We start from the raw sequence: 24,215 nt of genomic DNA on the forward strand, positions 1-24,215 counted from the left end.
CTCGGTAGGCTGTGAGGAGTTTTCTGTAGATTGAGCCGCCATAGGTAGTACAGATGAATTTGCAAGGAGCAAGCACACCAGTACAATGGATAATGCCTTCCCAGAACTCTGGATTCCACACGTCATCGAAATTATTGGTGTCTCGAAATCGTCTTGTTATATATTAAGTAAGCGCAATACCATGGTCTTTAGGCCGATGATATGCGCCGTGAACTTATTCCTTCCACCGTTGGTATTCGGGCAATTATCAAGAATAGGAGAGAGCGGACGCACTTCGTCGCCGTCGAACCGGCGGGAACGACGAAGGAATGCGCGGGGTGCGGCGTTTCGACCGATAAACCGTTGTGGATCCGCGAACACTCCTGTCCCGCCTGTGGTTTCACGGCGGATAGGGACGCGAACGCGGCATGGAACATTCTTTCTCGGGGATCAAGCAGGTAGGAGTGGGACACTCCGAACTAACGCCTGTGGAGACAGCGCTCCCTGTGGATACGCCAGTATCTGCAAAGCGCGTCGTTGAAACAGGAAGCCCTACCCTCAAGCGCGAGCCATCAGGCGAGCGGTAGGGTGGGGTAGTTCACCGTTCTACTCCTAAAATAAACTATTGCCTATGTGGGTGTAGAATAACTAATTATGGTTCGCTACTATTAGCTGTTTTGATGGTTTTGATAATTTGTACGCCTTTTCTATAGTGTCTTGTTTGTATGGTTTGGCTATTTTTCTGCATTGTATTTCCAATAGATCGTTTCACTATGTTTTCTCTTGTATGCTGCCTTCCAAAATGTAGTTTCAAGGCGGTAACTCATAAAAACGTGTCTCACGTAAGCTATCTTTAATCAGCGAGAGAATCCCGCCGTTTACGGCGGGCGTGAATCGCGTAAGTCTCGCTACGCAATTACCGTTAATCGGCAGGTAGGGACCCCAACGCTTAGTATTTCTCAGAACCAAGTAGGGGTAGCAGAGATACAAATCTGCATGCAGAGGGTTGCCGTCCGGGTGTCTGGGCGGGGTGCTCATAAGTCCGTTTCGGCAGGCACCGTCAGAAAGCCGGGTAGAAACGGTACAACGACCTCCCGCAAGGGTAACCCGTTGGGAGAGAGCCGCGTTGAGAAACCGCGCGGCGATGATTCGCTTCGGGATAGGAGCACTGGTGACGGTGCCACAGGACACGCCGCCGGAGGGATGAAACCCGTCCCGGCGAACGCGGCGCGAAGCGTCCTGAAACCGAACCGGTATCATGCCGGGTTCCTCCTGTGTGGGGAAGCCCCGCCGTAAACGGCGGGCGAGGACGTCACTACACCCTAAAGGACGCGGTATTCTCCGAAGGTTTCAGACACACCCTTGACATCGTGTTTGCCGAAAAATCATCGCAACAGTCATCTACAAATGTGCGCACCCATGCTACCAACTCTCAAAACCATCGTTTATATAATTTTCATTAAAGATTGAGAACGTATTCTACAACATCGTCTTTCGGTATCTGTTCTTCTTCGCCTGAGGCCATATTTTGCACTGTCACCACGCCTTCGTTCAGATCCCGTTCTCCAACAACGATGGTATGTTCGGCGTTGATACGATCAGCGTAGCCAAACTGCTCGCCGACGCTGCGGTCTGTAAGGTTCGTTTCGACTTTCAAACCACCACGACGAAGCCCCATCGCATATTCCAATCCAATCTGGTGTACGGAATCAGAAACAGTTAGGACATAGACATCAGTCGAAATCGCTTCGTCGGGCCATTTACCGAGTTCTTTTAGTAACTGCATTGTTGGTGAGTATCCGAAGGCAAACCCGATTGCCGGAACATCACGATTTCCAAACAGGCCGATGAGGTCATCGTAGCGACCCCCACCGAATAAAGCACGGAGGTCGCTTTCAGTGGCAAACGCCTCGAACACGAGACCAGTGTAGTAGTCCATCCCACGGACTATAGACAGATCAAAGCGACACATTGACTCAACACCGTATGCCGAGAGGGCATTGTAGAGATCATGCATCCGACCGATTGCTTCATCCGCAGCCTCATTTTCAGGCGCTTTATCGGATAATTCGACCAGTGCGCTTTTCATCTCGCCACTGATAGCGGTGAGCTCGTCAATTTCTTCGGCAGTGTCTCGGTCAACACCCTCGGCTTCAAGTTTACCGAGGAACTCCTCTCGGCTAATTTTCTCTTTTTTGTCGATAACGCGCATTACGTCCTTGTTTTCGCCAACACCGATTCCGCGGAGCAGTGCATCAAGCAGTTGACGGTCATTCAGCTTGAACTCGACTGAATCTGCTACGCCAAGTTTCTCGAAGATGGTGCCTGCGCAGGCGATGATTTCTGCGTCCGCTTCCACAGATTTGACGCCGAAGATGTCGAAGTCAGTCTGGAAGAACTCGCGGTCGCGGCCCTTCTGTACCGCCTCGTACCGCCAGCGTTTCGAGGTATCGAACCACTTAATTGGCGTTCCGAGGTCTTTACGTTGTTGTACCAACCGTGCGCGGGTCGGTGTCTGCTCGGGGAGAAGCGTTACTTCCCGCCCACCTTTATCGACAAAGCTGTACGTCTCTTCAACGATATCTTCGCCTGATTTTACTCGGAATAGGTCGGTCGGTTCGACGCTTGGTGCATCAAGTTCGCGGAAACCAAACTCGCGGGCCGTCTCCTCGACTGTATTCACGAGTTCACGCCACGCTGCCCACTCTGACGGGTAGCGGTCATAAAAGCCCTTTAGGCTCTCGAGTTCGCTCATGTGTGGCGTATCGAAGCCGAGTGATTTACGTTTGGCTATTCCGAAGGGCACACTGTCCACCGTTCTATACGTACAAAGAGAAGTACCACGGGTCAGGTGACCCGTGGATGAATGCCCCACCAACACGGAGTTATCTGAATTGCAGGCGCTAAAACCTCGTCCTTTAGGGCGGGATGCAACGCCGCCACATCTGTTCAAACGCTGCTTCCAGATGTTTTAGGGACTCTATCTGCGTATCTATCTTTTTCGTTTCGATGGTTCCCCATCGTGATTGACTATCCGAAAACTGGCAGTTGACGTGGTGTTTCCCTCATCAAAAAGTAAGTCTTCGGACGACCCAACCGACACAAAATAATCAAATAACTCTGAACCCCTTACGAGATAGGAGTTACGGGAGCGTGGCACTCTTATCGGTGTGTCATGTCGTAAATGGAAGTTCCCAAACCAGCGCAAATGGGCGTGGAAAGCCCCGCCGTAAACGTCGGGGAGGAAGTCACTCTTCGAACTGTATCCCTGTAATTTCAAATCTTGCACCACCCATTGTTCCTTCCGTAACCGCAATATCCCAGCCATGTACTTCTACAATTTGTTGGGCAATTGAGAGACCAAGACCGGTTCCATTGTCTGTTGTATAGCCGCTTTCGAAGACAGTGTCACGATATTCCGCTGGTATTCCAGGACCATCATCCTCAACGTATACTCCATTGGGAAGACATTCGACTCGAACGGTCACGCTTTCACCGCCGTGCTCGATGGCGTTGCGAAATAGATTTTCAAATACCTGTCTCAATTGATCAACATTTGCTGAAATTTCGGCATCGACGTTTTCTAGTACCAACGTTGCTTCGGGTGGAGCAATTCGCGACCATGCACTTTCGATAAAATCGTAAAACACTGTCTGTTCCGTATCGTTGAGCGCTTTGGGTTGCCGTGCAAGGTCAAGCATCTCATTTATCATACGCTCCATTCGGTTGTGTGCCTTCCGTACCTCGTCAAAGGCATCGTCTTCATTTTCTAACTCCGCGATTTGAAGATATCCTTGCGCGATTCCCAATGGATTTCGAAGTTCATGTGCAAGCATACTTGCGAACTCGTCCAGTCGTTCGTTCTGGCGTTCGAGTTCTTGTTTTCTACGTTTGTGCTCGGTCATATCGCGGAAAATGCCAATTATCTCTGGATACTCAGTATCAAACTGCAATCGCGCCGTGTTGATCTCTGCATAGCGTGTCTTACCATCGGGTGTCATGTATGTCACCGAGTACGGAGGGAGTTTGCCAGTCTCCTTTAATTCGTGGATATCTGCGGTGAGTCGCTCCAATGAGTCATTAGGGAACGCATGAATGTTTTCGACATGTTTTCCAAGTACTGTAGAACGTTTGAGACCAAAAACTTCGCAAAATGCATCATTGACTGCCTGAACCTGTCCGTCTGCATCGAGAACGAATACTGGATCTGGTGCGGTTTGAAATAGCGTTTGAAACCGCTCTTTGCTCTGTTTTTTCTCACGTTTTATTTCGACCGAAAGATGTCGGCGTTCTAATAAACTCTCGATACGTGTCCGTAACACTGCCTTCTCGATGGGCGTCGTAATAACTTCATCAACTCCTTGCCACACTTCTGGCGTTCGTGTGGCAGATGACGTAGATGTAACGAGCAAATATGGGAGAAATGTAGGTGATTCGGATTCTTTTTGAGTTTTGAGCTCGTCACGATACTGGTTGAACAACGTTTTGTCTGTGATACAAAGGTCGAAAGAGACATCGACACCCCCTTCCGGAAAAACAACATTGTACTCTGTCGCAAGCCAGTCAGCTAATAATCGACGATTTCGACGGTGGTCAATCAGTAAGAGAATATTCTCTTTCGAAGTCCGCATGTCTCTGTTCATCAGCTATGTTTGGTTATTCATTTTCCGCTTTTACGTTACCCGTATCTAACTTTATAAATTATATCTGCGACCAAAATCTCTAGTTTGGGGATTCAGAGCCGTTGTTTTGTTCCGATGATTGCACCAGTTTTGAACGGGCGGTATTGCGATCTTGGAACTCCGCACGCAAGTCGTCATTATCTAAGCCCTCTACGGTTTTTGAGAGATTGTCTCGGAGCGATGCTAACTTTGTTTTGAGATTGGAGTATTCTCGATGTTCGGCAAGTTCGTCAGCTTTCTTCCGGTTTTCTAATGCCGCTTTTTTTGTCGACAATGCCAACATTTCTTGTAATTGAGAATCATATGTTGAGCGTATTTCGAGTGAAGAGACGATGGTATGGAGCTGTTCTGGATCGGAAACTGGTTTACAAATATAATCATCAAAACCCAGTTCGAGAATATCAAAGTCTGGCTCGACTGCGGTCACCATCGCGACGCGGCAGTCGAGTTCTCGATTTCGGATTTCTTCAAGCACTTCTTTTCCAGAGTGATCGGGCATCCGTCTGTCAAGAAGGACGATATCTACTGCTTCGTCTATTTGTTCGAGCGCTTCGGTTCCATTATATGCCTTTTTAATATTATAGGAGTCTTCGAGCCATCGAGCATGCAGGTTAGTAATCGCATGTTCGTCGTCAACAATGAGGACGGTGGGAACGTCAGACATTGATTACGTAGGTTTGCGTAGTCTCGTTATATCAATTGTGGCTATATGTTCTATTCAGGAATTATCCATAAGCAAGAATCATACTGATAAATGGTGTTTAATTGTGAGTAAAATCTTGATTATAATTCTATAACGAACTCCTGATATTGATCTATGTAAACTATTTCGGCCCACTCATTCACCACACGAGTGATTCGTTTTTGAGAGAGGAGACTTAACGCCTGAATTCAGCTAAACTAGCGAAAAATGATTCAACTAGTTATGTTCTGGTAGCCCTTGCAAAAGCAAGGAGATATTTTTTAATAGGGGGATGGGTAATAGGCGATGTTAATGTTTAGAGACTGCCCTTCTAAAAAATTGTTGTATAAATTACAACGAAGACGAGGTGTCAGCCACAACTTGGGGCAGATATGAACAACGAGAATACAATCGGTATCCATAGAATAGTTACTTGTACTGGTTTGCATTGCTCGAAAATTCATTGGTGTGGAAATTCTCATATCATGAAAAACCCCGGAATAGTAAAGAGATCCGGGCCAAAACATTTAAAGCGAAATTCCGCCACTCAATTGGAATTCAGAGATGGTTAATGCAACTAGTGGAAAATGGAGAAGAAGAACACACCTGTGTCAAGAATGGATTTGCCAAATAACAAAACACCATTACGATTCCAAGTCACTATCAACCCCGAAAGATTTAACATTTGATAGATATGAATGTACATAAGCTAAAAACAGATCTTCAAAACGCATCAAATGTTCTTGTACTTGCACCTCTAACACCAGACGGTAATCAGGCACATCTGGAACTTTTAACTTCTACACCAGAAGAAAATACAGCAATTTCTGCAGTTACATACACACAGCCACCAGATCAGTGGTTCGTCGATTGGGAGCAAACTGTTGGTTCCCTTTCGCCCGTGACCCAATTTATCTACGCGAACGGGATGGCTCAATCTGAAACATATAATGAACAAATACCGGATGACGTGAATATAGTAATCGCTGATCCAACGGATCCGATGGAAATCATCGTTCCATTAAGCAACCATTTGAAAACATGGACGGAAGACGACAAACAACCAATTGTATCGGTACAAACGCTAACCGTTCTCCTAGAATACGTTGACTTCGACACCACGTTTCGATATCTTCACATCCTCACACACCGAATTCAAGCTGCAGGGGCAGTCGGCTATTTCCAGATAGATCCAGATATTCATGACCCGGAGACGATCAATACGTTAAAAACGCTGTTCGATACTGTGGTCGAAATTTCTGAAAGCGGTGCCGAGTGGACAACGACATCCGCATCTTCACGTTCTGAAACAACCACCACCGACCAACCAGTCGAAAATGATACCGAGGCAAAATCATCGTCAGATGGTTTGCAATCGTCGATACGAACCATGCTGTCTGGATTGTTTAGTCGCAATAAGGATGACATAGCCGTTGAGCAGGAAGCAGAACTAAAACCAAATGTCTCGGATGAAACCACTAAAACGGAATCACAAGAACCCGTTGGAGAATTGGTGGATGAAGAGATGCTAACAGATGAAGAACGAATACGTTCTATCCTTATTGAGTATGGGGGGCGAATGAAGCAAGTAGATATTACCGCAGAAACATCCTGGTCAAAATCAACGGTAAGCCGTAAACTTTCAAAAATGGAGGAAAATAATGAAATTAAACGGGTTCAAGTTGGTCGTGGAAATCTTGTTTTCCTCAATGGTTCTGAGCCGGAAGCGTCAAAATCTCCTTTTGAAGTTTGAGGTGAACTATCTGCCCTCCCGCGTTCGGGCTTACTCAATCCTCACGTATTGCGGATGGAGCGTCCTGGTTCTGTATCGGAACTTGCACCGGAGGGCACAGCGGTTCCAGATTCCGCAGGCGATTTTCTTGACGAGTGGTTCGGAGTGTTCCACTCCTACCGGATGGACACTCACCCACCACGACCGGTGCACGCTTCTTCTCACGTTTGAACACCGATCCCAGTGTAGTGAGTGTCTTTCTACAACATTTGACATGGGAGTACACGGCTATGGCGCGCGGTGACAGCGACCAAAGACGGCGTTGACGAGACGCTTCGCATCTCGTTCGCGCACAAGAGCTCCGTTCTTGTGAACGCTGTCTCCGTAGTACTCCGTTCGCTCCGCTCACTCCCTGGAGGAAGGGGGATTAGCGCCTGCAATTCAGCTAAAATCAGTTCACCATCTGTGATCAACCTGAGAATAAGAGGGAGTAGTAAGTCATGAGCGCTACTTTCCCTCGTTGCCGGATATTACTCTGCCTCCGTGCTAGGCATTAGTATGTATGTGACTACTCATGATTATTATAGGGATGTTAACGTCTTGTCGGTACTTCTGCTAGTATGACTTGAATAATTGTTCTTTGCTGTGAACTAACCTGCCCTATTCACTTCGCGCGTTAAGGACGAGGTAGTTCACACTTGTATCCAAGCATCTGTAGAAACGTCCGCTACGCGGCGGCTGCTCACTTGTGTGAATTTGAATTGAAGTGCATCGTCCGGCGACGATCTAGTCTTCAACGGCGACGAAGTTGTACTCGGTGGCATATTCGTTCGACAACTTGTGCAAAAAATCCCGGTACTATTTCTATACGATATATAAATACTAAGGAAGTTCAAAATAAGTCACAATCTAATTGCGAATCAAAACTTGCTATAGGTTTTAGTGTATTAAACTGGACTCCGTTAACACAAAATTCGTCCTTTATGTAATCACTAAGCATTCCATAATCTCTCGCAACAGTTTGCAACAAAATAGGAAAGTTTTATTGGTTTAATACTCTTTATATCAATAATCCATTCGTCATGAGTGCTACAAACGTCTCTACGGAAAATACAGAACAGGACAGCGTTAATACTGCGAATAGTACTATTGAATTATCCAGAGATAAAATATTCCATATTCTTCAAACACCACGTCGGCGCTATATTCTCCGCTATCTCCAAGACCACGAAGGGTCTATTCAAATGCGTGATGTTGCAGAGCAGGTGGCTGCATGGGAAAATAACACTTCAGTACAAGCCCTTTCGTCGAAAGAGCGTCAGCGTGTATATATTCCATTGTACCAGACCCACCTGCCAAAGCTTGATGAGGAAGGTATCATTGAGTATAATCAGAGTCGTGGAACGGTCAAACGAACCGAGGTAGCGAACCAATTTGATGAATATCTTATTAGTAGTGAGATAAAAGATGCAGATGATGAAATAGATAGACCAATTTCCTGGAAGTCGTACTATTTTGGGGTTTCACTACTCAGTACATTTTTACTTGCTGCTTCTTTTGTCGGCATACCCTTGTTTGCTACTCTCTCCCCTGTCGTCCTTGGTGGAAGCATCGTTACTATGTATTCGGCTGTAACATTTGCACAACTTATCGCCGAGAGAAGCAAGAGGTAACGCAGCTTGTCCCGCATAGCGGTTATTCTAGATTAATGCTCATACTTTAGCCGTTACTTAATATCTGGAGTGATTTCTATCTCCGGATTAGCCATTTTTTCTGTAATCTCGTTTGTGAGTATGAAAACCGAATCCCTATGAGCAGTTTTTGAACGGTGTATAGATGTTGGGTAAACCCCAGCATCTTCGTAGTTTTGAAGTTTGATTGTTTCATCGTTCCAAGCTTCATACTGGTCTTTTACTTCTATGAGCAGGCTATGAAGGTGGATCAATTCTTGCTTTTTCATATCATCGTTGAATAAGTGGCTTGGCCTTAATATCAGCTTGGGCCGTGTAGTAGACATATTTTATACCCATTTTAGAAAATCAAGAACCAAAAGAATTGACGTACTATTGTTTTGAGCTGTCTATTATCAATTAAACATCATTCTTGAATCCGGTTTACAGTCGAATTAGGTGCATTATCATGCTATTAACTAATACAGTGTAAACATAACACAGTGATGACCATGTACGATTTGACTGGTTTCCAACGAGACCTGCTGTATGTCATCAACGGCTTGTCTGAACCACACGGACTTGCCATTAAAGAAGAACTGGAAGACTATTACGAAAAAGATATTCATCATGGGCGACTCTATCCGAACCTGGATACTCTAGTCGATAAAGGACTAGTCGAAAAAGGTCAGGTCGACCGTCGGACAAACTACTATACCCTAACTCGGCGCGGTCAGCGGGAAATCGAAGCGCGCAGCGAATGGGAAGCACAGTACGTTGACGACAAAGAAGCGGTCGAGGCTTCGGACTGACCCCGTACTCAGGACGAAGGAATTTATTTCTGGATTGTAGACGCTAAACCCCATCCTTTAAGGCGGGAGTAGCCACTTTGAGCATGCGAGTCATTCACACGGATCATCCGGGGGTTTAAATGTTTGCTGTGAGTATAGAAGAACGATGAAACGGTCCACTCGCCAACGGGAGCGCCGCGCGCAGCAAACCGAAACCGAAGAGGAGGGAGTCAAGAGCTGTCCCGAATGCGGGTCGGAAAACCTCGTTAATAGTGCAGATCAGTCCGAAATTGTTTGTGATGACTGTGGACTGGTCGTCGAAGAAGACCATGTCGACCGCGGGCCAGAGTGGCGCGCGTTCAACCACAGCGAGCGACAGAGTAAATCTCGCGTGGGCGCACCGACCACGCAGACGATGCACGACAAAGGACTGACCACGACTATCGACTGGAAAAACCAAGACGCATATGGTCGGTCATTGTCGTCAGAAAAGCGCAGTCAGATGCATCGTCTGCGAAAATGGCAAGAGCGCATTCGAACGAAAGACGCAGGTGAGCGAAATCTTCAGTTCGCACTCTCTGAAATCGATCGAATGGCTTCCGCACTTGGTGTTCCCCGATCGGTACGTGAAGTTGCCTCAGTTATTTATCGGCGAGCACTCTCCGAGGATCTCATCCGCGGACGCTCTATTGAGGGCGTTGCAACGAGTACACTGTACGCTGCCTGTCGCCAGGAAGGGATCCCACGAAGTCTCGAAGAGGTCGCAGACGTCTCTCGAGTAAATCAAAAGGAGATTGGGCGGACATACCGCTACATCTCACAAGAACTTGGACTGGAGATGAAGCCAGTCGATCCCAAACAGTATGTTCCTCGATTCTGCTCGGATCTTAATGTCACAGAAGAAGTTCAATCGAAAGCAAACGAAATCATCGATACGACTGCAGAGCAGGGACTGCTCTCGGGTAAGTCACCAACCGGTTATGCTGCCGCTGCCATTTATGCTGCCTCGCTGTTGTGCAACGAGAAGAAAACTCAACGCGAGGTTGCTGACGTCGCACAGGTGACTGAAGTTACCATTCGCAATCGGTATCAAGAGCAGATCGAGGCGCTTGGAATCCACTGAGAATTTAAGCATCGTCTTGTTCAATCGTTTCTCTGCAAGCTGGTTACAATCCAATTTTAACGTTAGCTGAACTGCAGGCGGGTAAGCCCCCTTCCGCAACGAGTGAAGTGAGTAAGAGGGATACCCCTGCCGTCTTTGTTGTACTTACACGGACAATAACTTGATATGCTATCCCACGAACGCAGGTCGTGTGAGCAATAATAGGTGGAATTGAAACCCGCAACGCCACCCACGCACTGCGCAGTGCAGAACCATCGGTATGGGACGGGCTGAATCCACGTCTTCGAAGACTGGGACCGCTGTGGATTCCCAGTGAATCTGTACGCCGCGTCGGTGAACAAGAAAGCCTCCACCGCAAGAAGTATGAGCTGGTTGATATCCCCTGCCCTCAAGGGCGAGGCTTTCTCGCCTGCAATTCACGTAACCCCGCACGCGGTAGGTGGGAGTAGTTCACATCCACTGAGCAATCAAAACCAATTCCATTATTAAAATTACAAATACCGGGGGTTGTGGCACCATTCTCTGCGATAAGATAATAGTAGATATATAATATTCGCAACAGAGGACATAAATATTGTCCTAAGTAGGAAGTTTTATATCCTTTGTCAAATAATATCATGACTAGATTCCATGTCAAAGGCAAAAACAGTAACCGACACATCCACGGAGCGCGATTTGACTGCATTCCAACAGAACGTTCTACTCGTTCTGGCTGAGGAGTCTCGATACGGTCTTGCAATCAAACGTGAGCTAGAAAGTTTCTATGATGAGGAAGTAAATCACGGCCGTTTATACCCCAACCTTGATACGCTTATCGAGCTTGGATTAGCGGAAAAAAGTGAACTTGACAAGCGAACAAATGAGTATTCCATTACCGAAGATGGAATTGCTGCCCTGCTTGACTTGTTCGAATGGCGGTTCCAGAAGTTCATAACGGATGATGAGCGCGCAGAGCAAATTCAGAAGCTATTCGAAGCGCAGCACTGACCTCTTTCACGATTAAGTCGTGAGGTTCTTCCTAAGGGTAGCCCCCAGAATTTTGTGAACTCTCAGGGTCAACGATCCGGTTCTTGACCGCGTTAATATCTCAATCCAGCTCTACCGGTCGTGTGGGGATCCTCGTCATCTACGGTGGGTAGATATTAAGTTACTACTCGATTTTAAAAAGAAGATCTCTAATTTCCTCACCATCCATTCCATCGAGTGCATCGAGTCCAGCTTGTACGACTAATGGATAGAAATGTCTATTTTTCTCCAACTCATCCCCAAATGAGCGTTCATACTCCAAATTGAGCTCTTTATACCGAAAATCCAGCTCCGATCGCTGATTTTCTGGGAGATACATATATGTCCCAACCTGTGTATCTTTCACGCTCATTGGTTTGGACGGTTTAGACGAATTTGATGGTTCGTCTGTTTCGGACGTCTCTACATGTTCATCAGAAGTAGCTGATTCTATTCCTGTATCTGATGTTGATTGTTGTTCACTGTCTGTGGAATTCGACAATTCAGATTCAGTATTGCGTTCAGATTGTTGATCACGTTGCTTGCGACGTCGTCGACGAAGACGGTCAGCTCTGCTTTCGTCGCTCATGCTGTCACCTCAACAAGTCCGAAACGTCGTTCTAAGTCTTCGGCGATAGCAAGGAATTCCGCGCTCATGTCGCATTCTTCTTCGAATTCAAAGACTGAACAACCAGCAGAAAACGCTCGTTGGAGTGTAACGCGCTTTCGGATTTCCCATACTGGGATGTCGGAAAATGCCTCCTCAAACCATGCGAGCATCGATTTTGCCTCATTTGTTGTTTCGATGCGGTTAGCTACGACACCAAGATCACGAATGTGCGTATCATACTCTGCTTCTAATACTTCTATTTGATCGAACAGGATTTCGAGCGCGCGTTTGCTTGTCGATTCGGCCAAGGCAGGAATAAGAACATTTCCAGCAGTTAACAGTGCGTTGTCAGTAAGATTACCGAGATAGGGGGGACAGTCAATAATAATGACGTCATATTCAGCGTTGAGACTATCAATAACTTGTTCCAAACGTTCCCGGCCTCGCATAGCCATTGTGAGCTCGGGCTCAATGCTAGTCATATCAATATTACTCGGGAGAACGTCCATTTCTGAGTGAGACACGATGAGTGAATCGATATCTTCACGTGCCTTGTGGTCAGTCAGTGCATCAAATAGAGTCGGTGGTTGAGCTTCGTATTCCTCTTCTAATCCTAATCCTTCGGTGGCGTTTCCTTGTGGATCAAGGTCAATAAAGAGCACATTATGCTCCAAGCGGTTCAACGCTCCCGCGATGTTAATTGCAACAGTAGTCTTTCCAACCCCTCCTTTTTGATTTGAGATGGCGATTTTAGCCGTATCGGGCATACGAATCATCAAAACCGTCCAAATTATATAAAACTGCGTCAGACATTCGGAAATAACTGCAGATGTATTGATAGAGGCGCTAAAACGCTGGTTTACAGATGAAGCAAAATTAGTTTGTACATCAAAACCGAAGTCACTGCCCTATATTTTGATAGCAAAACTAGTATGGATCGTTTTGCTAGCCAAAATAAAATACGTCTCTATCACACGGAACGCGTCCGTCGATCCAATGCTGCGACAAGCGTTCCAGTAGCAATCATCAGCACACCAAGTGCAAAGAGTACAAAGGGTGGATTGAAATCAGGAAAAGAGATACTGAATAGTAACAGAGCCCCTACTACTATTAGGACTAGACCTCCCCAGAACCGTCTCGATTGGCCAAACATCCATTGAATTACATCATCTATTGGTATAAATTGACCGGGAAATATCAACCATATGAAAACCAATTGTTGATTGATATCGTTATCTTACCGAGTTGACTCCTCCCGTACCCATAATTGCGGGAATTTAACCAGAGGATTTCAGGCCATCCGAGACGACCTGACGGTTTCAAGACGCCTACTCCTCATATGTATCTTGCTGGGTGTCAGCGTCGACTTAGATATTTTGTGACATCCTCGCTCGCGCCCTAAAGGACGGGGCTTCCTACAAGGGAGGCCTCGCGTTGGAGGCTTCAGGACGGAAACGCCGCAAGCGTTGTCTATCCGGATTTCGGACTCGGCGTGCGGTGCCCTGTGGCGCTGCCACAAGCACTCCCATCCAGTGGCGTTCATCGTCCGTCGATTTCAACGCCAGACTCTCATCCCACGGGTTGAGGCGGCCAGCAATGTTCGCCGCCGCGTTGATGTCCGCTTGATACTCCGAAACCCAACACTCACCGTTCGTACACTGGAACGTTGCTTGCGACAACCGCGAACCAAGGTGGCCGCACTCGTGGCACGTCTGGCTGGTGTACGCCGGGTTCACGAACCGCACCGAAATGTCCGCTTCGAGGGCTTTGTCTTCGATACGTCCGGTGAGACGTGCAAATGCCCAGTTGTGCAACCGGCGGTTCATCCACTTGCCGTAATCCAGATACTCACGGATGTACGAAAGATCTTCGAGGACAATAACCGGATTTTCGAACTTCCGGGTGTACTCGACGGCCTGCCGAGACGCTTTCTCGACAATATCTGTGAGCGCGTTCTGGTAGTGGTCGAATCGATCGTCAATTCGCCAGTCGGCGTCACGTTGTTGAAGACGTCGAAGGGTTGTGAACATCTCCTTGCGGAGGTGTCGTGCCTGCCCGCAGTTGAACAGCATTGGTTGGGTTGGAGTATCGTCCTAGCAGGCACAGCTCGTCAGGAGTTTGGATTCACCGATGTCGAATCCAATCGGCGTTGGGTTATCCGGTTCGTCTGGTTCCGCGACCGCGTACTCGATGGTGACGTGCAGAACCCAGCTCGTGCGGTGTTCTTGCAGTCGGAACTCTCCAACTGTTACATCGTCGTTGAGCAGGTCCGTCCACAACTCGCGTTGGGCGGGGTTGATACGGAGCGGAATCCAGAAGGCGTTGTTACATTCAGCCTGTGGAACGCGCCAGCAGAACTTGTGCGTTCGGTCCTCGGAGTGGTCGAGCTTCCATCCACGGTTCGTGAACCGAACATGGTGGTTGTTTTCGAGTTCCGATGCGTTGAACGTCCGACGAAGTTGCGGGACGTATTTCTTGAGCGCGTCTTTTGCGTAGGACGTGAGTGTGTACGGTGTGACGATATCGTTGACTGCCGTTTGCGTATCCGCGCCACTTTCGAAGGAATCCGCGAGGGCACGACGGTACGTCGCCACGGTACGCTGAAGCCGGTGTTCTTTGTGTGCTGTGGGTGGCGCGAGTGAGGCTTGGAGCGTTTTCGTGGCGGTAGTTTCGGCGGTCATTCGACAGTGCAAGATACAATCCGAAGATACATAAGAGTATAAAATATATACCCAATGTATGACCAAAAGCATCCATATCAGAATAGACGAAGACCAGTACGACGAACTAAGCGACTTCAAAGACCGAAGAGGATACACATGGAAAGGATTACTGCTCGAAGGCTACCGCGCCCTCGACACCGACGATACGACCGAGTAGGACAGACCGCCGAGTGAAACGCGTGTAAGCTGCCCAGCTAACCGAACGCAACTCCTCTCCGCCGAAAACGGCGGAATTTCCTTGCTACCACACAGATGAACAGTGAATACGTCCCGTCTTGCGAACACACCAAGCAACTGAATGAATAATAAAGATATTTTATTGATTATGGTATGATATAGTAGTAAATCGGTTATCGCTCTAATTGGTGTTTCGTGTGGCAATGGGACTCAAAGTAATACTATAGGGCTTCGGTCAGTAGTTGACTTCGCGATGAAAAAACAAGAGCTCATTCACTTGCACGGACTGCTTTCAGAAGTACGAGACCGATTCGAAAGACAAACTGATTCTCCACTTGATTTTTCAAACTATACTAACCAAACTACACGACCTACCTCTATTCACCACTCGAAAAACGACCACCGCGAAGCAGTACTTACCTTAGCTAACGGTCTCACTACTCAAATGATGGATACTGAGTCAGAGACTGTCGTTCCTCACGCTGACTGAATCTTTAGAATTAGAACTCACATCCATAATAACCACAAGCGTTGGTACCCGTAGAGATCTAGACTGTTGACTTGAATGTAGGTGCTAAAATATCGCCTTTTAGCGCGGGGTATAGTTTCGTCTTAATCCATTCAAACGCGCTTTTCGATAGTCTCTGGTACTTTCCCGTGTACAATCCTCACGCTTTAGCGTGCAGAGAATGTCATAATGAGAAACCGCGATGTTTCTGTTTTAAGATCTGCACGACACTTCATCACGCGTTGTCATTATTTTCGCAGTTGCTTAATTCATACTTTCTGTGAGAGTTTCCGTTGCTCCCGTTCCAAGCGTTGCGTTAATCGTTTACAAAAAAGGCCCTAGCGCCTGTATTCAGCTAAACAAGTTAGGCCATCGGAAGAATAGTCGAAAAGACGAGTGTACTCAGCAAACCGATGATACCGATTAATATTGTTGCAACAGTCCATGTTTTAAGCGTCTCAGCTTGTGTCAGTCCTCCAATCTCCTTGACAATCCAAAATCCGCTGTCGTTGTACCACGAACAGAATGTCGCACCTGCACCAATTACCATGACAAGATAAGCTGGGTTAACTACGAGTTCACCTGTGAACGGTGCCATGATCCCTGCTGTCGTGACAATCGCTACAGTTGCTGATCCTTGAACAACGCGTACTCCAGCAGCAATTACCCACGCGGTTACAAGGAGACCTAGCCCAATATTTTCCAATCCTCCTGCAATGTAATCACCGACACCCGCTTCAGCGAGCATCGCACCGAATGCGCCGCCAGCAGCGGTGATCGCGGCAATATTACCGCCACTCTGGAGTGCGTCTGTGAGTTTATCGGAAAATACCTCACCAGAGAGCTGGCTCATGCGGTAGAATGTGTATGCTGCTGCCAATGCAGCTACTGTCAGCGCCAAATTCGGATCGCCGAAGAATCCAGTAATGGAAGCAACTGTGGAGTTCTCACCCATGAACGTCTCAACGAATGTATGCGTGCCTACAAGTAGAACTGCTAATAGAATCGGGAGAAGAGACTCGAACAGTCCCGGTAGGGCGCTGATAGGCGTATTAACCTTTTCTTCGACTTCTTCGACTGTGGTTCCCATTGCATCGCGCAGTGGGATGGTGATTCGACGATTTATCCAATAACCATATCCAAGACCTGCGACAATTGCCGTTGGAATTCCAATAAGCAACCCAATCATGATCGTGGTGCCGAGATTGGCATCAAGTTCATTTGCTGCAAGTAGTGGTCCAGGCGTTGGCGGGACGAATCCGTGAGTGACTGCTCCAGCAGCACCTACAGCGACAATAAAAAGTGCATAATTACTACCTGTTCGAGAGCGAGCTGCTCGAGCAAGGGGAGCAAGCAAGTAAAAGACGTTGTCGAAGAAGACCGGAATTGCGATCACAAAGCTACTTCCAAACAATGAGATCTCTGTGTGATCTTGGCCGACAACCGCAGTAAATCCACGCACAATTCGATCTGCAGCCCCACTTTCGATCATTGACTTTCCAATAACCGCTGCCATCAGAATTGGTATCCCAATTCCTGCCATTCCTTCGCCAAATGCGGTGGCAAATTGCCCAGGGACCTCTGCAAACGCAATCGCAGGCGTAACAATCCCTACAATTATCCCTGCAAGAACGAGTGCAATGAACGGTGGTAAGTCCAGTACGATTAGGAAGAGTACAATTGCTACAATTCCTACTATGAGCGAAATCAAAGGTGTTTGTCCGCCTAGCTGCAGTGGTAATAATTCGATAACCATTACCACACTTCTTTTGAGAATGGCTATTTAATTCTTTTTATTAGAAAAGTAGTATATAATACGAAGGAGTTGAATAATTAAAGTATTAATTGCGGCTAGTTTAGCTTTACAATCTTGTATTAGCTGAATACAGGCGCTAAGCCCCCTTTCTCAGCAAGTGCCGAATGGCGCGAGCAGAGAGGGATACAGCGTTCACAATTCAATTCTGATTTTGGTTCGTCGAACCGAACCGATCGGGCATCGAACAAGCACCTGACCTCGTCCTTGAAGATCGTATCTTACCGGAGCTTGACCGGTTCGTTGCGACGACGTTTGAAGACGTGTGTCGGGAAGCACTCTGGAAACTTACTCGCAAGGATCAGTTGAGTGGCTCGTACGGCGCAGCCGGTCGATGGTGGTATGGTGAGCAGGAAATCGATCTCGTCGCGCTCGACGATCGGAGGCTGTCGGTGCTGTTCGGCGAGTGCAAGTGGACGACCACGCCAGTTGGGATGAGTCTTGCCGACGACCTCCGGGAGAAAACGAGCAACGTCCGATGGAAAACAGGCGAGCGGGACGAGGAGTTCGTGTTGTTTTCGAGAACTGGCTTTGAGGACGGACTCGCCGACTCGGAAGCCGGTAGTCGTTGTTCGATTTGGAATCAATGTCGGCGGTGTTCAGCAACGAGTGACATCCTCCCCGGCGTTTACGCCGGGGCTTCCCTTCCAAGGGGATTCCGGCCTGCTACCGTAGGTTTCAATCCGAATACGCCGAAAGCGTCATCTGTGCGGGTTTCGAACTCGTCTTCCGGTGGACTGTGGCGGTGTCACGACCGCTCCCATCCCGAGGCATGTCATTGCGTTCCGGTTTCCAAGGAACGCTCTCACCCCACGGGTCTACGCGACCGGCGATATTCGCCGCCGCGTTGATATCTCCTTGATATTCCGATACCCAGCATTCATCGTTCGTACATCGAAACTCCGCTTGCACGCTTCGCCGTCCGATGTGTCCGCATTCGTGGCACGTCTTCGAGGTATATGCCGCGTGAACGTACTCAACGCGAACCCCTTCCTCGGCCGCTTTGTCTTCGATTCTCCCCTGAAGCCGGGCGAACGCCCATGCGTGCAATCGGCGATTCATGAATTTACTGTAGTCCAATCGCTCGCGGATGAACGACAAGTCCTCCATGACGATGACAGGATTGGAGAACTGCTTGGCGTACTTGACTGCACTCCGAGTTGCCTGTTCAACGATATCCGTAAGCGCGTTCTGGTAGTGGTCGAAGCGTTCATCCACTCGCCATTCGGACGCACCACGTTGTTGAAGCCGTTTTAGCGTCGTGAACATCTCCTTGCGAAGGTGCCGGGCTTGATTACCGCTGATGAGTATCGGGTTCATCGGTGTGTTGCGCTTAAGGGCACAGCCCGTAATCAACGCAGATTCGCCGATATCGAAACCGATGTACGTTTCGTCACCATCCGTATCAGGTTCGTCTACCTCGTACTCGACGGCGATGTGGAACACCCAACTCCGCCTGTTCTGTTGGAGCTGTATTTCGCCTGCTTTAGCGTCACCTTCGAGAAGGTCGTCCCAAAGCGTTTGTTGCTCCGGATTCAACCGAAGCGGTATCCAGAAATTTGTCCCGTAGCCGGGAAGTGGAACGTTCCAACAAATCTCGTAGTGCCGAGATCCGTCACGGTCAAACTTCGCCGCTTGATTCGTGAGCCGAAGCGGATGCTCGTCGTCAATCTCACGAGCGTTGTACGTCTTCCGAAGTTTCGGGACGTAGCTACACAGCGCGGCTTTCGCCTGATACGGGAGGTCGTAGGGCGTCACAACATCACTGACGCCGCCCATCGTATCTGCGCCGGAATCGAACGCTTCGCCCAATGCTTCTTGATAGGTGGAGAGAAGGCGACAAAGACGCACCGCTTTGCCCTGTGTTGGTGGGGCAAGGGTGGCTTCGAGCGTCTTCGTCACTGTCTCCACCATGTGTATTGATACACTTACGCCACACGTATACATTGTGGTGTTGTAGGAGTGCGTGATGCAACGGAAGCAGATAACGATTCGAGAAGATCAAGAAGAGTGGATTAATGAAAACCACATCAATCTTTCAAGCCTTGTCCGAGGCTGTATTGACGAACGTATGGAATCCAGTTCTGCCGATTAACGGTGGACTGTATAGTGGAGCTTACGTGATTCACGCCCGCCGTAAACAGCGGGATTCTCTCTCTGCTTAAAGATAGTTTCTGTCGAGTGAACGCAACTGCGGGTGCAAACTCTGGGGCTTGAATATCGTCAGCATTGCTCAGCAACCTAATCGCCAACTACTTTTTGATTTAATTCAGGGTATTTTATCCACTACATCTTGTAGCTCATCAGCATCAATCCACTCATGGCAGCGGTTGCCAGTCAAGAATAGCTTGACGTGTGAAGCAGCCATCCCATTATCATACTTCTCTCGTTCTGTTTTTTCGTTTGCATACTGTCGTTTCAATATCCATACTTTCTTCCGGTAGGACGGCGCGAATAGTAGCCCCAACTCCCAGACGTAACCGCCGTCAAAATCTTCGAGCACGCCGACGATATGCGTTGCCCTTCCACAAAGAATATCGAAGACGCGCGTCCAGAGACGGATTTCCTCGGGTGTGAGACCGAAGTCCTCGAGCCGCATAGCAATCGACGATGGGTTTGTCCGTGCATTAAGGATGTCATAGACGGTTCTTCGCCGAGTTGCGGCCCCTGTTTCACCACCTGCGCCTGCGATGAGATATCGACGAGTGTGACCCTTGATACGATTCATTCGCTCGCCATTCACTAGGTCTTTGATCCGCTGATGTTCGCTCGGACTGAGCTTGATACTCTCTATTTCGGATATGATTTCATTTTCTTCGGGGAACTCAGAGACCTCTATCGCCCCGGCCTTGAGCTTATTTTCACCAGAATCCATTATACATCCTTTGGAGCGCCAGCACTATTAATTGTGGGTTCTTCGTTGGACTAGTTGCGACACTATTTTCGATACTATTCTCATTTGAGCACAAGTGTTTATTATGTTGGCTCCCGAAGAGAGACATATGAAGCCCAAAACAGAGGTAGCCAACTCTTCCCACGACGCCCAGAGCGCTACTAATAACCAGTTCGATTCGTGGCGGGCACTTCAGAAAGCGACCGATAAGAAGCGGGCCGACATCCTCTCGGACATCATCGGTCATCCAAAGGGAATGCCCAGCGTCGAAGAGTTAGATTATATGAATCCTTCACTCAGCGATGACGCTATTCGCCGACATCTCCACACATTAGAGAATGTTAGCGTCATCCGAGAGCATGAATTTGAGCCGGGTGAGCGACTTCGAGATTTCCCTTATAAGTTCTACAGTCTTACTGAGGAAGCCCGTGAATTGTTCGACCGCAACGGACTATTCCCGGAGGAAGCATGGCAACGGCAATACCGATCTGTCGAGAAAACGTCTCGGATCCAAGAGATTGAGGATATGCCTCGTCCTACCGCCTAATGCAGTATTCACTCTTCAACCCGACTCTTCGCTAGATCGAGATATAGGCTGTGAGATACGCGAGAACGCGTTTTTAGATCTCCAAACATATCTTGGGTTTCGCGAGAATTTGGCAGCAACCAAGGGCGTATGGAGTTTCACGCTCGAATTGCAACGATATCGAACGCCGCTCAGACACACTCACCGAACACACCTTCGGAACCTCCCTATCGACAAAATCCGTGAAATGTACCGCGAGGTGGTTGACCCGTTGTTATCACCGGATCTCTTGAGAGTCAGTGACGGAGCTGTCACCTGCTGTATCAAATGTTAGCTGAGATATAAGCGGCCTCATCACAATAGGGATACCATAATGCCACCGACCACTGCAGGTCTTCATCATGTGACCGCGATCGCTGGCAATCCCCAGCGTAATGCCGAGTTCTACGTGGACACGCTTGGACTGCGCTTCGTCAAACAAACCGTCAATCACGACGACAAGTACACATACCACTTCTACTTCGGTGACGCTGAGGGGACCCCAGGGACGAACATCACATTCTTCCCGTGGGGTGATCAGGGGCGTTCAGGGCGGTTCGGCGAAGGACAAACGAAAGTTACGACGTATTTCGTTCCACCGGAGTCACTCGACTACTGGATTGACCGGCTCGAATCCAACGATATCGAGGTAACTGGCCCTATTGAGCGATTCGGTGAGACCGTCATCGAGTTTGATGATCCGGACGGAATCACGCTTGCGCTCGCTGCGTCCGCCGGCACTCCTAATGGCCATCCGTGGGACCCGAGTCCCGTTCCGGCCGAACACCAATTACGGGGCTTCCACAGCGTTTCCCTCGCAGTCAGCGAAATCGAGCCGACCGCCGATGTGTTGACCGAAGGGCTCGGCTACGAGTTCGAAACTGCGGAAGACGGATGGCACCGTTACCGATCCGCTGCTGGTGGACCGGGTTCAATCGTCGATCTCGTTGAAACGAATCGGCCGCGTGGCCAGATGGGTACTGGTACTGTCCACCACGTCGCCTACAAGTCCCAAGACACTGCCGAACAAGAACAGTGGCGTGAACATCTATCTGACAGAGGCCTGCACGTCACTGAAATCATCGACCGGAAGTACTTCAAATCGATTTACTTCCGTGAGCCAGGGGGTGTTCTGTTCGAAATCGCGACGATGGGTCCTGGATTCACGGTTGATCAGAATGAGGATGAACTCGGAACGGAGCTTGTGCTTCCGGAGTGGCTAGAGAATGAACGTAAAGAGATCGAGTCCCGCCTTCCGTCGTTCGAGAGCCCGTCTGTTGAACCAGATCCTGACGTGCAATAAGCGGAATCATCCTTCAGGGCGGGTCTAAGTGATAGATACAGATACGATATCGTATGATTTAGGCTGGTTGGTATCGTATGTAAATCTAATTTAACACCTACAAGTGCCCCTACTGGTGTGGTTCTCACCAACGTGGCTTCGACGGTGAGTATGGCTGATGGCCACGCCAGTATGCCACAAGCGAGCGATTTCATATGAACTGGCCTCGCCACGCGTTCATCGCCTCGACGTGGAGCATACGAACCCCACATTACCGCCAGGAGTGTCGAACCGCCCGACACCCATTGAGGGAATCCTCGCGCTTTAGCGCGGGGACGATATCAAAGCCCACGCTCATAGACTGGCGGAGTTTCATTGCCTACACTGGCTGCTGTGATTGCTGCTTCACCGACAAACAAGAGGCCACCAACAATAGGCAAGAAGATGGGGAGAATCGAATTATATTGTGCTGCAATCGACGGTGGAGTCACTATTGCAATGAGGTAAGCGATACCCCAGTATGCTCCATCAGCACCACCTGACCCAATCAGTGCATCTCGAAGCATGATTGCAAATACGGTACCACCCAATACGCCGCTTATTGCACCGTGTTGGGCTCGTACCCGTCGTGTTTCCTCCAGTTGTTTTCCGACAATAAATCCCCCGATGAGGCCAGTGCATAAGAGAAGAATCGCGCTTGCCCACCGCGATGCTGCTGTAATTGGTGCAATGCTTGCAGCAATCGCAATAGCAGCCTGAACGATTGCACCGAGGGCAATTGATTTCCAGTCCATAATTGCTTTTGCTTGTACCTGCACAGCGATGGGGGAAATGCTTTAGGTCTAAGGTCAAAGGAACTCGTAATGCAACGGCGCGCAGTCATCCAACTCCTCGGCTCGGGTGTAATCGCAGGCAGTACGGTCCTTTCTGGATGTGCTCGTCTGAACAAGTCTGATTCGTCAAGTACAGTCCAAATGGTTACAAAGGGTCACCAGTCGTTTTTTGATCCAATTGGACTATTCGTTGAACCTGGCAAAACTATTGAGTTCGTAATGGACAGCGGCAACCATTCTGCGACAGTGTATCACGAACAGTATAGCCTTGCAGAAGAAACACGAATTCCAGCGGATGCAGAACCTTTTGACAGCGGTGTTCTCATTGATCAGGGAGAGACCTTCAAGCACACGTTTGACACAAAAGGAACCTATGATTATTACTGCATTCCACACAAAACAATGGGAATGATTGGTCGCATCGTTGTTGGTGAACCTGGTGGACCAGCCAAGGGAAGTATGCCTCCTGATGGATCACTTCCAGATAGCCAGGTAATCGTTGATAAAGAAATTATAAAATATAAACAATTCAAAAAGAATTAAACTATAAAATACATGATGGTATATATATGACCGTCACTTGACCCACAGCCAGCGTCATTTCACCGAAGACGAGTCTATCTTTAAACAGCGAGAGAATCCCGCCGTTTACAGCGGGCGTGAATCGCGTAAGCTTGGTGACGTAACTGCCGGCAGTTGCATGGCCGAAACCCAAACGCTTAGTACACACCGTGACTGCGTAATACCAAGGGTTACGTCGACTTCCGGCAGTTGCACGGGAGTACGAGACGCGCTGAAACCATCGTCCTGAATATTTCGGGGCGACGGTTCCCACGGGCCGGTTCTGTAACCGGTTGCGGGGTTCGCGTCGTTCGTAAGCACGGTAAACCGACCCACTGGGCGGCTAAGTGTGACCGAACCGCCTTCGACCGTGAGGTTGACGCCGTGGGTGAGAGACAACGGTTGAAAACCGTTGGCGATGACACGCTTGGCGATGGGAGCACCCGTGGCAGTGCCACAGAACGCTTCCGGAAGAGCGGTGGCGTGAAACCCGCGCCTTTGACGCCGGAAGAGACAGTCCTGAAACCTGCTCGGCACCGGGTCGGGTTTCCTCCTGTGTGGGGACGCCCCGTCATTTACGACGGGG

The 24,215-nt window shown here is 48.6% G+C and carries 22 protein-coding genes and 4 pseudogenes; 13 read left to right on the plus strand and 13 right to left on the minus strand.

Annotation, left to right across the window (positions count from 1 at the left end; genetic code table 11):
* Window positions 1-249 precede the first annotated feature (249 nt).
* Both LIX15_RS24655 and LIX15_RS24660 read left to right on the plus strand, forming a co-directional pair.
* Window positions 250-566: pseudogene (locus tag LIX15_RS24655) on the plus strand (zinc ribbon domain-containing protein); the annotation flags it as partial.
* A gap of 409 nt (window positions 567-975) precedes the next feature.
* On the plus strand, window positions 976-1,275 hold the full coding sequence (locus LIX15_RS24660; RefSeq protein WP_227777564.1) for a hypothetical protein: 300 nt from the start codon (window positions 976-978) through the stop codon (window positions 1,273-1,275).
* A gap of 163 nt (window positions 1,276-1,438) precedes the next feature.
* Here the strand turns inward: LIX15_RS24660 and hisS are convergent, their stop codons facing one another.
* From hisS to LIX15_RS24675, 3 genes are all read right to left on the minus strand, one after another.
* Window positions 1,439-2,734 (minus strand): histidine--tRNA ligase, encoded by a 1,296-nt coding sequence (hisS, locus tag LIX15_RS24665; RefSeq protein ID WP_227777565.1) that lies wholly within the window; start codon window positions 2,732-2,734, stop codon window positions 1,439-1,441.
* A 493-nt stretch (window positions 2,735-3,227) separates the two neighbouring features.
* Window positions 3,228-4,622, minus strand: a complete 1,395-nt coding sequence (locus LIX15_RS24670; RefSeq protein WP_227777566.1) for a sensor histidine kinase — start codon at window positions 4,620-4,622, stop codon at window positions 3,228-3,230.
* Between the two features lie 79 nt (window positions 4,623-4,701).
* Window positions 4,702-5,325: a response regulator transcription factor gene (locus tag LIX15_RS24675; protein WP_227777567.1), complete on the minus strand. Its 624-nt coding sequence runs from the start codon at window positions 5,323-5,325 to the stop codon at window positions 4,702-4,704.
* Window positions 5,326-6,037: 712 nt separating this feature from the next.
* Here LIX15_RS24675 and LIX15_RS24680 point away from each other — a divergent pair.
* Window positions 6,038-7,096, plus strand: a complete 1,059-nt coding sequence (locus LIX15_RS24680) for a helix-turn-helix transcriptional regulator (RefSeq protein WP_227777568.1) — start codon at window positions 6,038-6,040, stop codon at window positions 7,094-7,096.
* A 724-nt stretch (window positions 7,097-7,820) separates the two neighbouring features.
* On the opposite strand, the pseudogene LIX15_RS33405 reads toward LIX15_RS24680, so the two are convergent.
* Window positions 7,821-7,930 (minus strand): annotated as a pseudogene (locus LIX15_RS33405) (RNA-guided endonuclease InsQ/TnpB family protein); the annotation flags it as partial.
* A 227-nt stretch (window positions 7,931-8,157) separates the two neighbouring features.
* Between LIX15_RS33405 and LIX15_RS24685 the strand changes: the two are divergent.
* On the plus strand, window positions 8,158-8,748 hold the full coding sequence (locus LIX15_RS24685) for a DUF7344 domain-containing protein (protein WP_227777569.1): 591 nt from the start codon (window positions 8,158-8,160) through the stop codon (window positions 8,746-8,748).
* Between the two features lie 53 nt (window positions 8,749-8,801).
* On the opposite strand, the gene LIX15_RS24690 is transcribed toward LIX15_RS24685, so the two are convergent.
* The gene (locus LIX15_RS24690) at window positions 8,802-9,035 is read right to left on the minus strand and encodes a UPF0058 family protein (protein ID WP_227777570.1); all 234 of its coding nucleotides are present in this window, start codon (window positions 9,033-9,035) and stop codon (window positions 8,802-8,804) included.
* Window positions 9,036-9,257: 222 nt separating this feature from the next.
* Here LIX15_RS24690 and LIX15_RS24695 point away from each other — a divergent pair, with 222 nt between their 5' ends.
* The 3 genes from LIX15_RS24695 (at window position 9,258) to LIX15_RS24705 (ending at window position 11,646) form a co-directional block, all read left to right on the plus strand.
* Entirely contained in the window at window positions 9,258-9,557 is a 300-nt protein-coding gene (locus tag LIX15_RS24695) for a PadR family transcriptional regulator (RefSeq protein ID WP_227777829.1), read from the plus strand.
* 145 nt (window positions 9,558-9,702) lie between these two features.
* Complete coding sequence (locus tag LIX15_RS24700) at window positions 9,703-10,659, plus strand: transcription initiation factor IIB (protein WP_227777571.1); 957 nt, start codon at window positions 9,703-9,705, stop codon at window positions 10,657-10,659.
* A 630-nt stretch (window positions 10,660-11,289) separates the two neighbouring features.
* Window positions 11,290-11,646 (plus strand): PadR family transcriptional regulator, encoded by a 357-nt coding sequence (locus tag LIX15_RS24705; RefSeq protein ID WP_227777572.1) that lies wholly within the window; start codon window positions 11,290-11,292, stop codon window positions 11,644-11,646.
* Window positions 11,647-11,809: 163 nt separating this feature from the next.
* On the opposite strand, the gene LIX15_RS24710 is transcribed toward LIX15_RS24705, so the two are convergent.
* From LIX15_RS24710 to LIX15_RS24720, 3 genes and pseudogenes are all read right to left on the minus strand, one after another.
* Window positions 11,810-12,253, minus strand: coding sequence for a DUF8160 family protein (locus LIX15_RS24710; RefSeq protein ID WP_227777573.1), 444 nt, complete (start codon window positions 12,251-12,253; stop codon window positions 11,810-11,812).
* Complete coding sequence (locus LIX15_RS24715) at window positions 12,250-13,041, minus strand: ParA family protein (RefSeq protein ID WP_227777830.1); 792 nt, start codon at window positions 13,039-13,041, stop codon at window positions 12,250-12,252. The genes LIX15_RS24710 and LIX15_RS24715 overlap by 4 nt, the downstream gene beginning before the upstream one ends.
* A 703-nt stretch (window positions 13,042-13,744) precedes the next feature.
* A pseudogene (locus LIX15_RS24720) lies at window positions 13,745-14,955 on the minus strand (RNA-guided endonuclease TnpB family protein).
* A gap of 58 nt (window positions 14,956-15,013) precedes the next feature.
* Between LIX15_RS24720 and LIX15_RS24725 the strand changes: the two are divergent.
* Together LIX15_RS24725 and LIX15_RS24730 are read left to right on the plus strand one after the other, a co-directional pair.
* The gene (locus tag LIX15_RS24725; protein WP_227777574.1) at window positions 15,014-15,154 is read left to right on the plus strand and encodes a hypothetical protein; all 141 of its coding nucleotides are present in this window, start codon (window positions 15,014-15,016) and stop codon (window positions 15,152-15,154) included.
* Between the two features lie 273 nt (window positions 15,155-15,427).
* Window positions 15,428-15,664 (plus strand): UPF0058 family protein, encoded by a 237-nt coding sequence (locus LIX15_RS24730; RefSeq protein ID WP_227777575.1) that lies wholly within the window; start codon window positions 15,428-15,430, stop codon window positions 15,662-15,664.
* A gap of 382 nt (window positions 15,665-16,046) precedes the next feature.
* On the opposite strand, the gene LIX15_RS24735 is transcribed toward LIX15_RS24730, so the two are convergent.
* The gene (locus LIX15_RS24735) at window positions 16,047-17,438 is read right to left on the minus strand and encodes a GntP family permease (RefSeq protein ID WP_227777576.1); all 1,392 of its coding nucleotides are present in this window, start codon (window positions 17,436-17,438) and stop codon (window positions 16,047-16,049) included.
* Between the two features lie 239 nt (window positions 17,439-17,677).
* Between LIX15_RS24735 and LIX15_RS32975 the strand changes: the two are divergent.
* Window positions 17,678-17,857, plus strand: a pseudogene (locus LIX15_RS32975) (DUF234 domain-containing protein); the annotation flags it as partial.
* A 316-nt stretch (window positions 17,858-18,173) separates the two neighbouring features.
* Here LIX15_RS32975 and LIX15_RS24745 read toward each other — a convergent pair.
* Together LIX15_RS24745 and LIX15_RS24750 are read right to left on the minus strand one after the other, a co-directional pair.
* Window positions 18,174-19,409 carry an RNA-guided endonuclease TnpB family protein gene (locus LIX15_RS24745; protein ID WP_227777577.1) on the minus strand — a complete coding sequence of 412 codons (1,236 nt, stop codon included), beginning with the start codon at window positions 19,407-19,409 and terminating at the stop codon, window positions 18,174-18,176.
* Window positions 19,410-19,764: 355 nt separating this feature from the next.
* Entirely contained in the window at window positions 19,765-20,370 is a 606-nt protein-coding gene (locus tag LIX15_RS24750) for a DUF8170 family protein (RefSeq protein WP_227777578.1), read from the minus strand.
* 127 nt (window positions 20,371-20,497) lie between these two features.
* Between LIX15_RS24750 and LIX15_RS24755 the strand changes: the two genes are divergently transcribed.
* Both LIX15_RS24755 and LIX15_RS24765 read left to right on the plus strand, forming a co-directional pair.
* Window positions 20,498-20,935: a helix-turn-helix domain-containing protein gene (locus tag LIX15_RS24755; protein WP_227777579.1), complete on the plus strand. Its 438-nt coding sequence runs from the start codon at window positions 20,498-20,500 to the stop codon at window positions 20,933-20,935.
* Window positions 20,936-21,287: 352 nt separating this feature from the next.
* On the plus strand, window positions 21,288-22,256 hold the full coding sequence (locus tag LIX15_RS24765) for a ring-cleaving dioxygenase (RefSeq protein WP_227777580.1): 969 nt from the start codon (window positions 21,288-21,290) through the stop codon (window positions 22,254-22,256).
* Window positions 22,257-22,576: 320 nt separating this feature from the next.
* Here LIX15_RS24765 and LIX15_RS24770 read toward each other — a convergent pair whose 3' ends face one another.
* Window positions 22,577-23,053: a hypothetical protein gene (locus LIX15_RS24770; protein ID WP_227777581.1), complete on the minus strand. Its 477-nt coding sequence runs from the start codon at window positions 23,051-23,053 to the stop codon at window positions 22,577-22,579.
* Window positions 23,054-23,098: 45 nt separating this feature from the next.
* Between LIX15_RS24770 and LIX15_RS24775 the strand changes: the two genes are divergently transcribed.
* Entirely contained in the window at window positions 23,099-23,611 is a 513-nt protein-coding gene (locus tag LIX15_RS24775; RefSeq protein ID WP_227777582.1) for a plastocyanin/azurin family copper-binding protein, read from the plus strand.
* Window positions 23,612-23,716: 105 nt separating this feature from the next.
* On the opposite strand, the gene LIX15_RS24780 is transcribed toward LIX15_RS24775, so the two are convergent.
* Window positions 23,717-24,166, minus strand: coding sequence for a hypothetical protein (locus LIX15_RS24780; RefSeq protein WP_227777583.1), 450 nt, complete (start codon window positions 24,164-24,166; stop codon window positions 23,717-23,719).
* Window positions 24,167-24,215: the final 49 nt, after the last annotated feature.

Origin of the sequence: Haladaptatus pallidirubidus (assembly GCF_020700235.1) — an archaeon.
GTDB classification, from domain to species: Archaea; Halobacteriota; Halobacteria; order Halobacteriales; family Haladaptataceae; genus Haladaptatus; species Haladaptatus pallidirubidus.

Coding starts and splice junctions, on each gene's coding strand:
- LIX15_RS24660 (WP_227777564.1), top strand. CDS start 976: ATGCAGAGGGTTGCCGTCCGGGTGTCTGGGCGGGGTGCTCATAAGTCC.
- hisS (WP_227777565.1), bottom strand. CDS start 2,734: ATGAGCGAACTCGAGAGCCTAAAGGGCTTTTATGACCGCTACCCGTCA.
- LIX15_RS24670 (WP_227777566.1), bottom strand. CDS start 4,622: ATGAACAGAGACATGCGGACTTCGAAAGAGAATATTCTCTTACTGATT.
- LIX15_RS24675 (WP_227777567.1), bottom strand. CDS start 5,325: ATGTCTGACGTTCCCACCGTCCTCATTGTTGACGACGAACATGCGATT.
- LIX15_RS24680 (WP_227777568.1), top strand. CDS start 6,038: ATGAATGTACATAAGCTAAAAACAGATCTTCAAAACGCATCAAATGTT.
- LIX15_RS24685 (WP_227777569.1), top strand. CDS start 8,158: ATGAGTGCTACAAACGTCTCTACGGAAAATACAGAACAGGACAGCGTT.
- LIX15_RS24690 (WP_227777570.1), bottom strand. CDS start 9,035: ATGAAAAAGCAAGAATTGATCCACCTTCATAGCCTGCTCATAGAAGTA.
- LIX15_RS24695 (WP_227777829.1), top strand. CDS start 9,258: ATGTACGATTTGACTGGTTTCCAACGAGACCTGCTGTATGTCATCAAC.
- LIX15_RS24700 (WP_227777571.1), top strand. CDS start 9,703: ATGAAACGGTCCACTCGCCAACGGGAGCGCCGCGCGCAGCAAACCGAA.
- LIX15_RS24705 (WP_227777572.1), top strand. CDS start 11,290: ATGTCAAAGGCAAAAACAGTAACCGACACATCCACGGAGCGCGATTTG.
- LIX15_RS24710 (WP_227777573.1), bottom strand. CDS start 12,253: ATGAGCGACGAAAGCAGAGCTGACCGTCTTCGTCGACGACGTCGCAAG.
- LIX15_RS24715 (WP_227777830.1), bottom strand. CDS start 13,041: ATGCCCGATACGGCTAAAATCGCCATCTCAAATCAAAAAGGAGGGGTT.
- LIX15_RS24725 (WP_227777574.1), top strand. CDS start 15,014: ATGACCAAAAGCATCCATATCAGAATAGACGAAGACCAGTACGACGAA.
- LIX15_RS24730 (WP_227777575.1), top strand. CDS start 15,428: ATGAAAAAACAAGAGCTCATTCACTTGCACGGACTGCTTTCAGAAGTA.
- LIX15_RS24735 (WP_227777576.1), bottom strand. CDS start 17,438: ATGGTTATCGAATTATTACCACTGCAGCTAGGCGGACAAACACCTTTG.
- LIX15_RS24745 (WP_227777577.1), bottom strand. CDS start 19,409: ATGGTGGAGACAGTGACGAAGACGCTCGAAGCCACCCTTGCCCCACCA.
- LIX15_RS24750 (WP_227777578.1), bottom strand. CDS start 20,370: ATGGATTCTGGTGAAAATAAGCTCAAGGCCGGGGCGATAGAGGTCTCT.
- LIX15_RS24755 (WP_227777579.1), top strand. CDS start 20,498: ATGAAGCCCAAAACAGAGGTAGCCAACTCTTCCCACGACGCCCAGAGC.
- LIX15_RS24765 (WP_227777580.1), top strand. CDS start 21,288: ATGCCACCGACCACTGCAGGTCTTCATCATGTGACCGCGATCGCTGGC.
- LIX15_RS24775 (WP_227777582.1), top strand. CDS start 23,099: ATGCAACGGCGCGCAGTCATCCAACTCCTCGGCTCGGGTGTAATCGCA.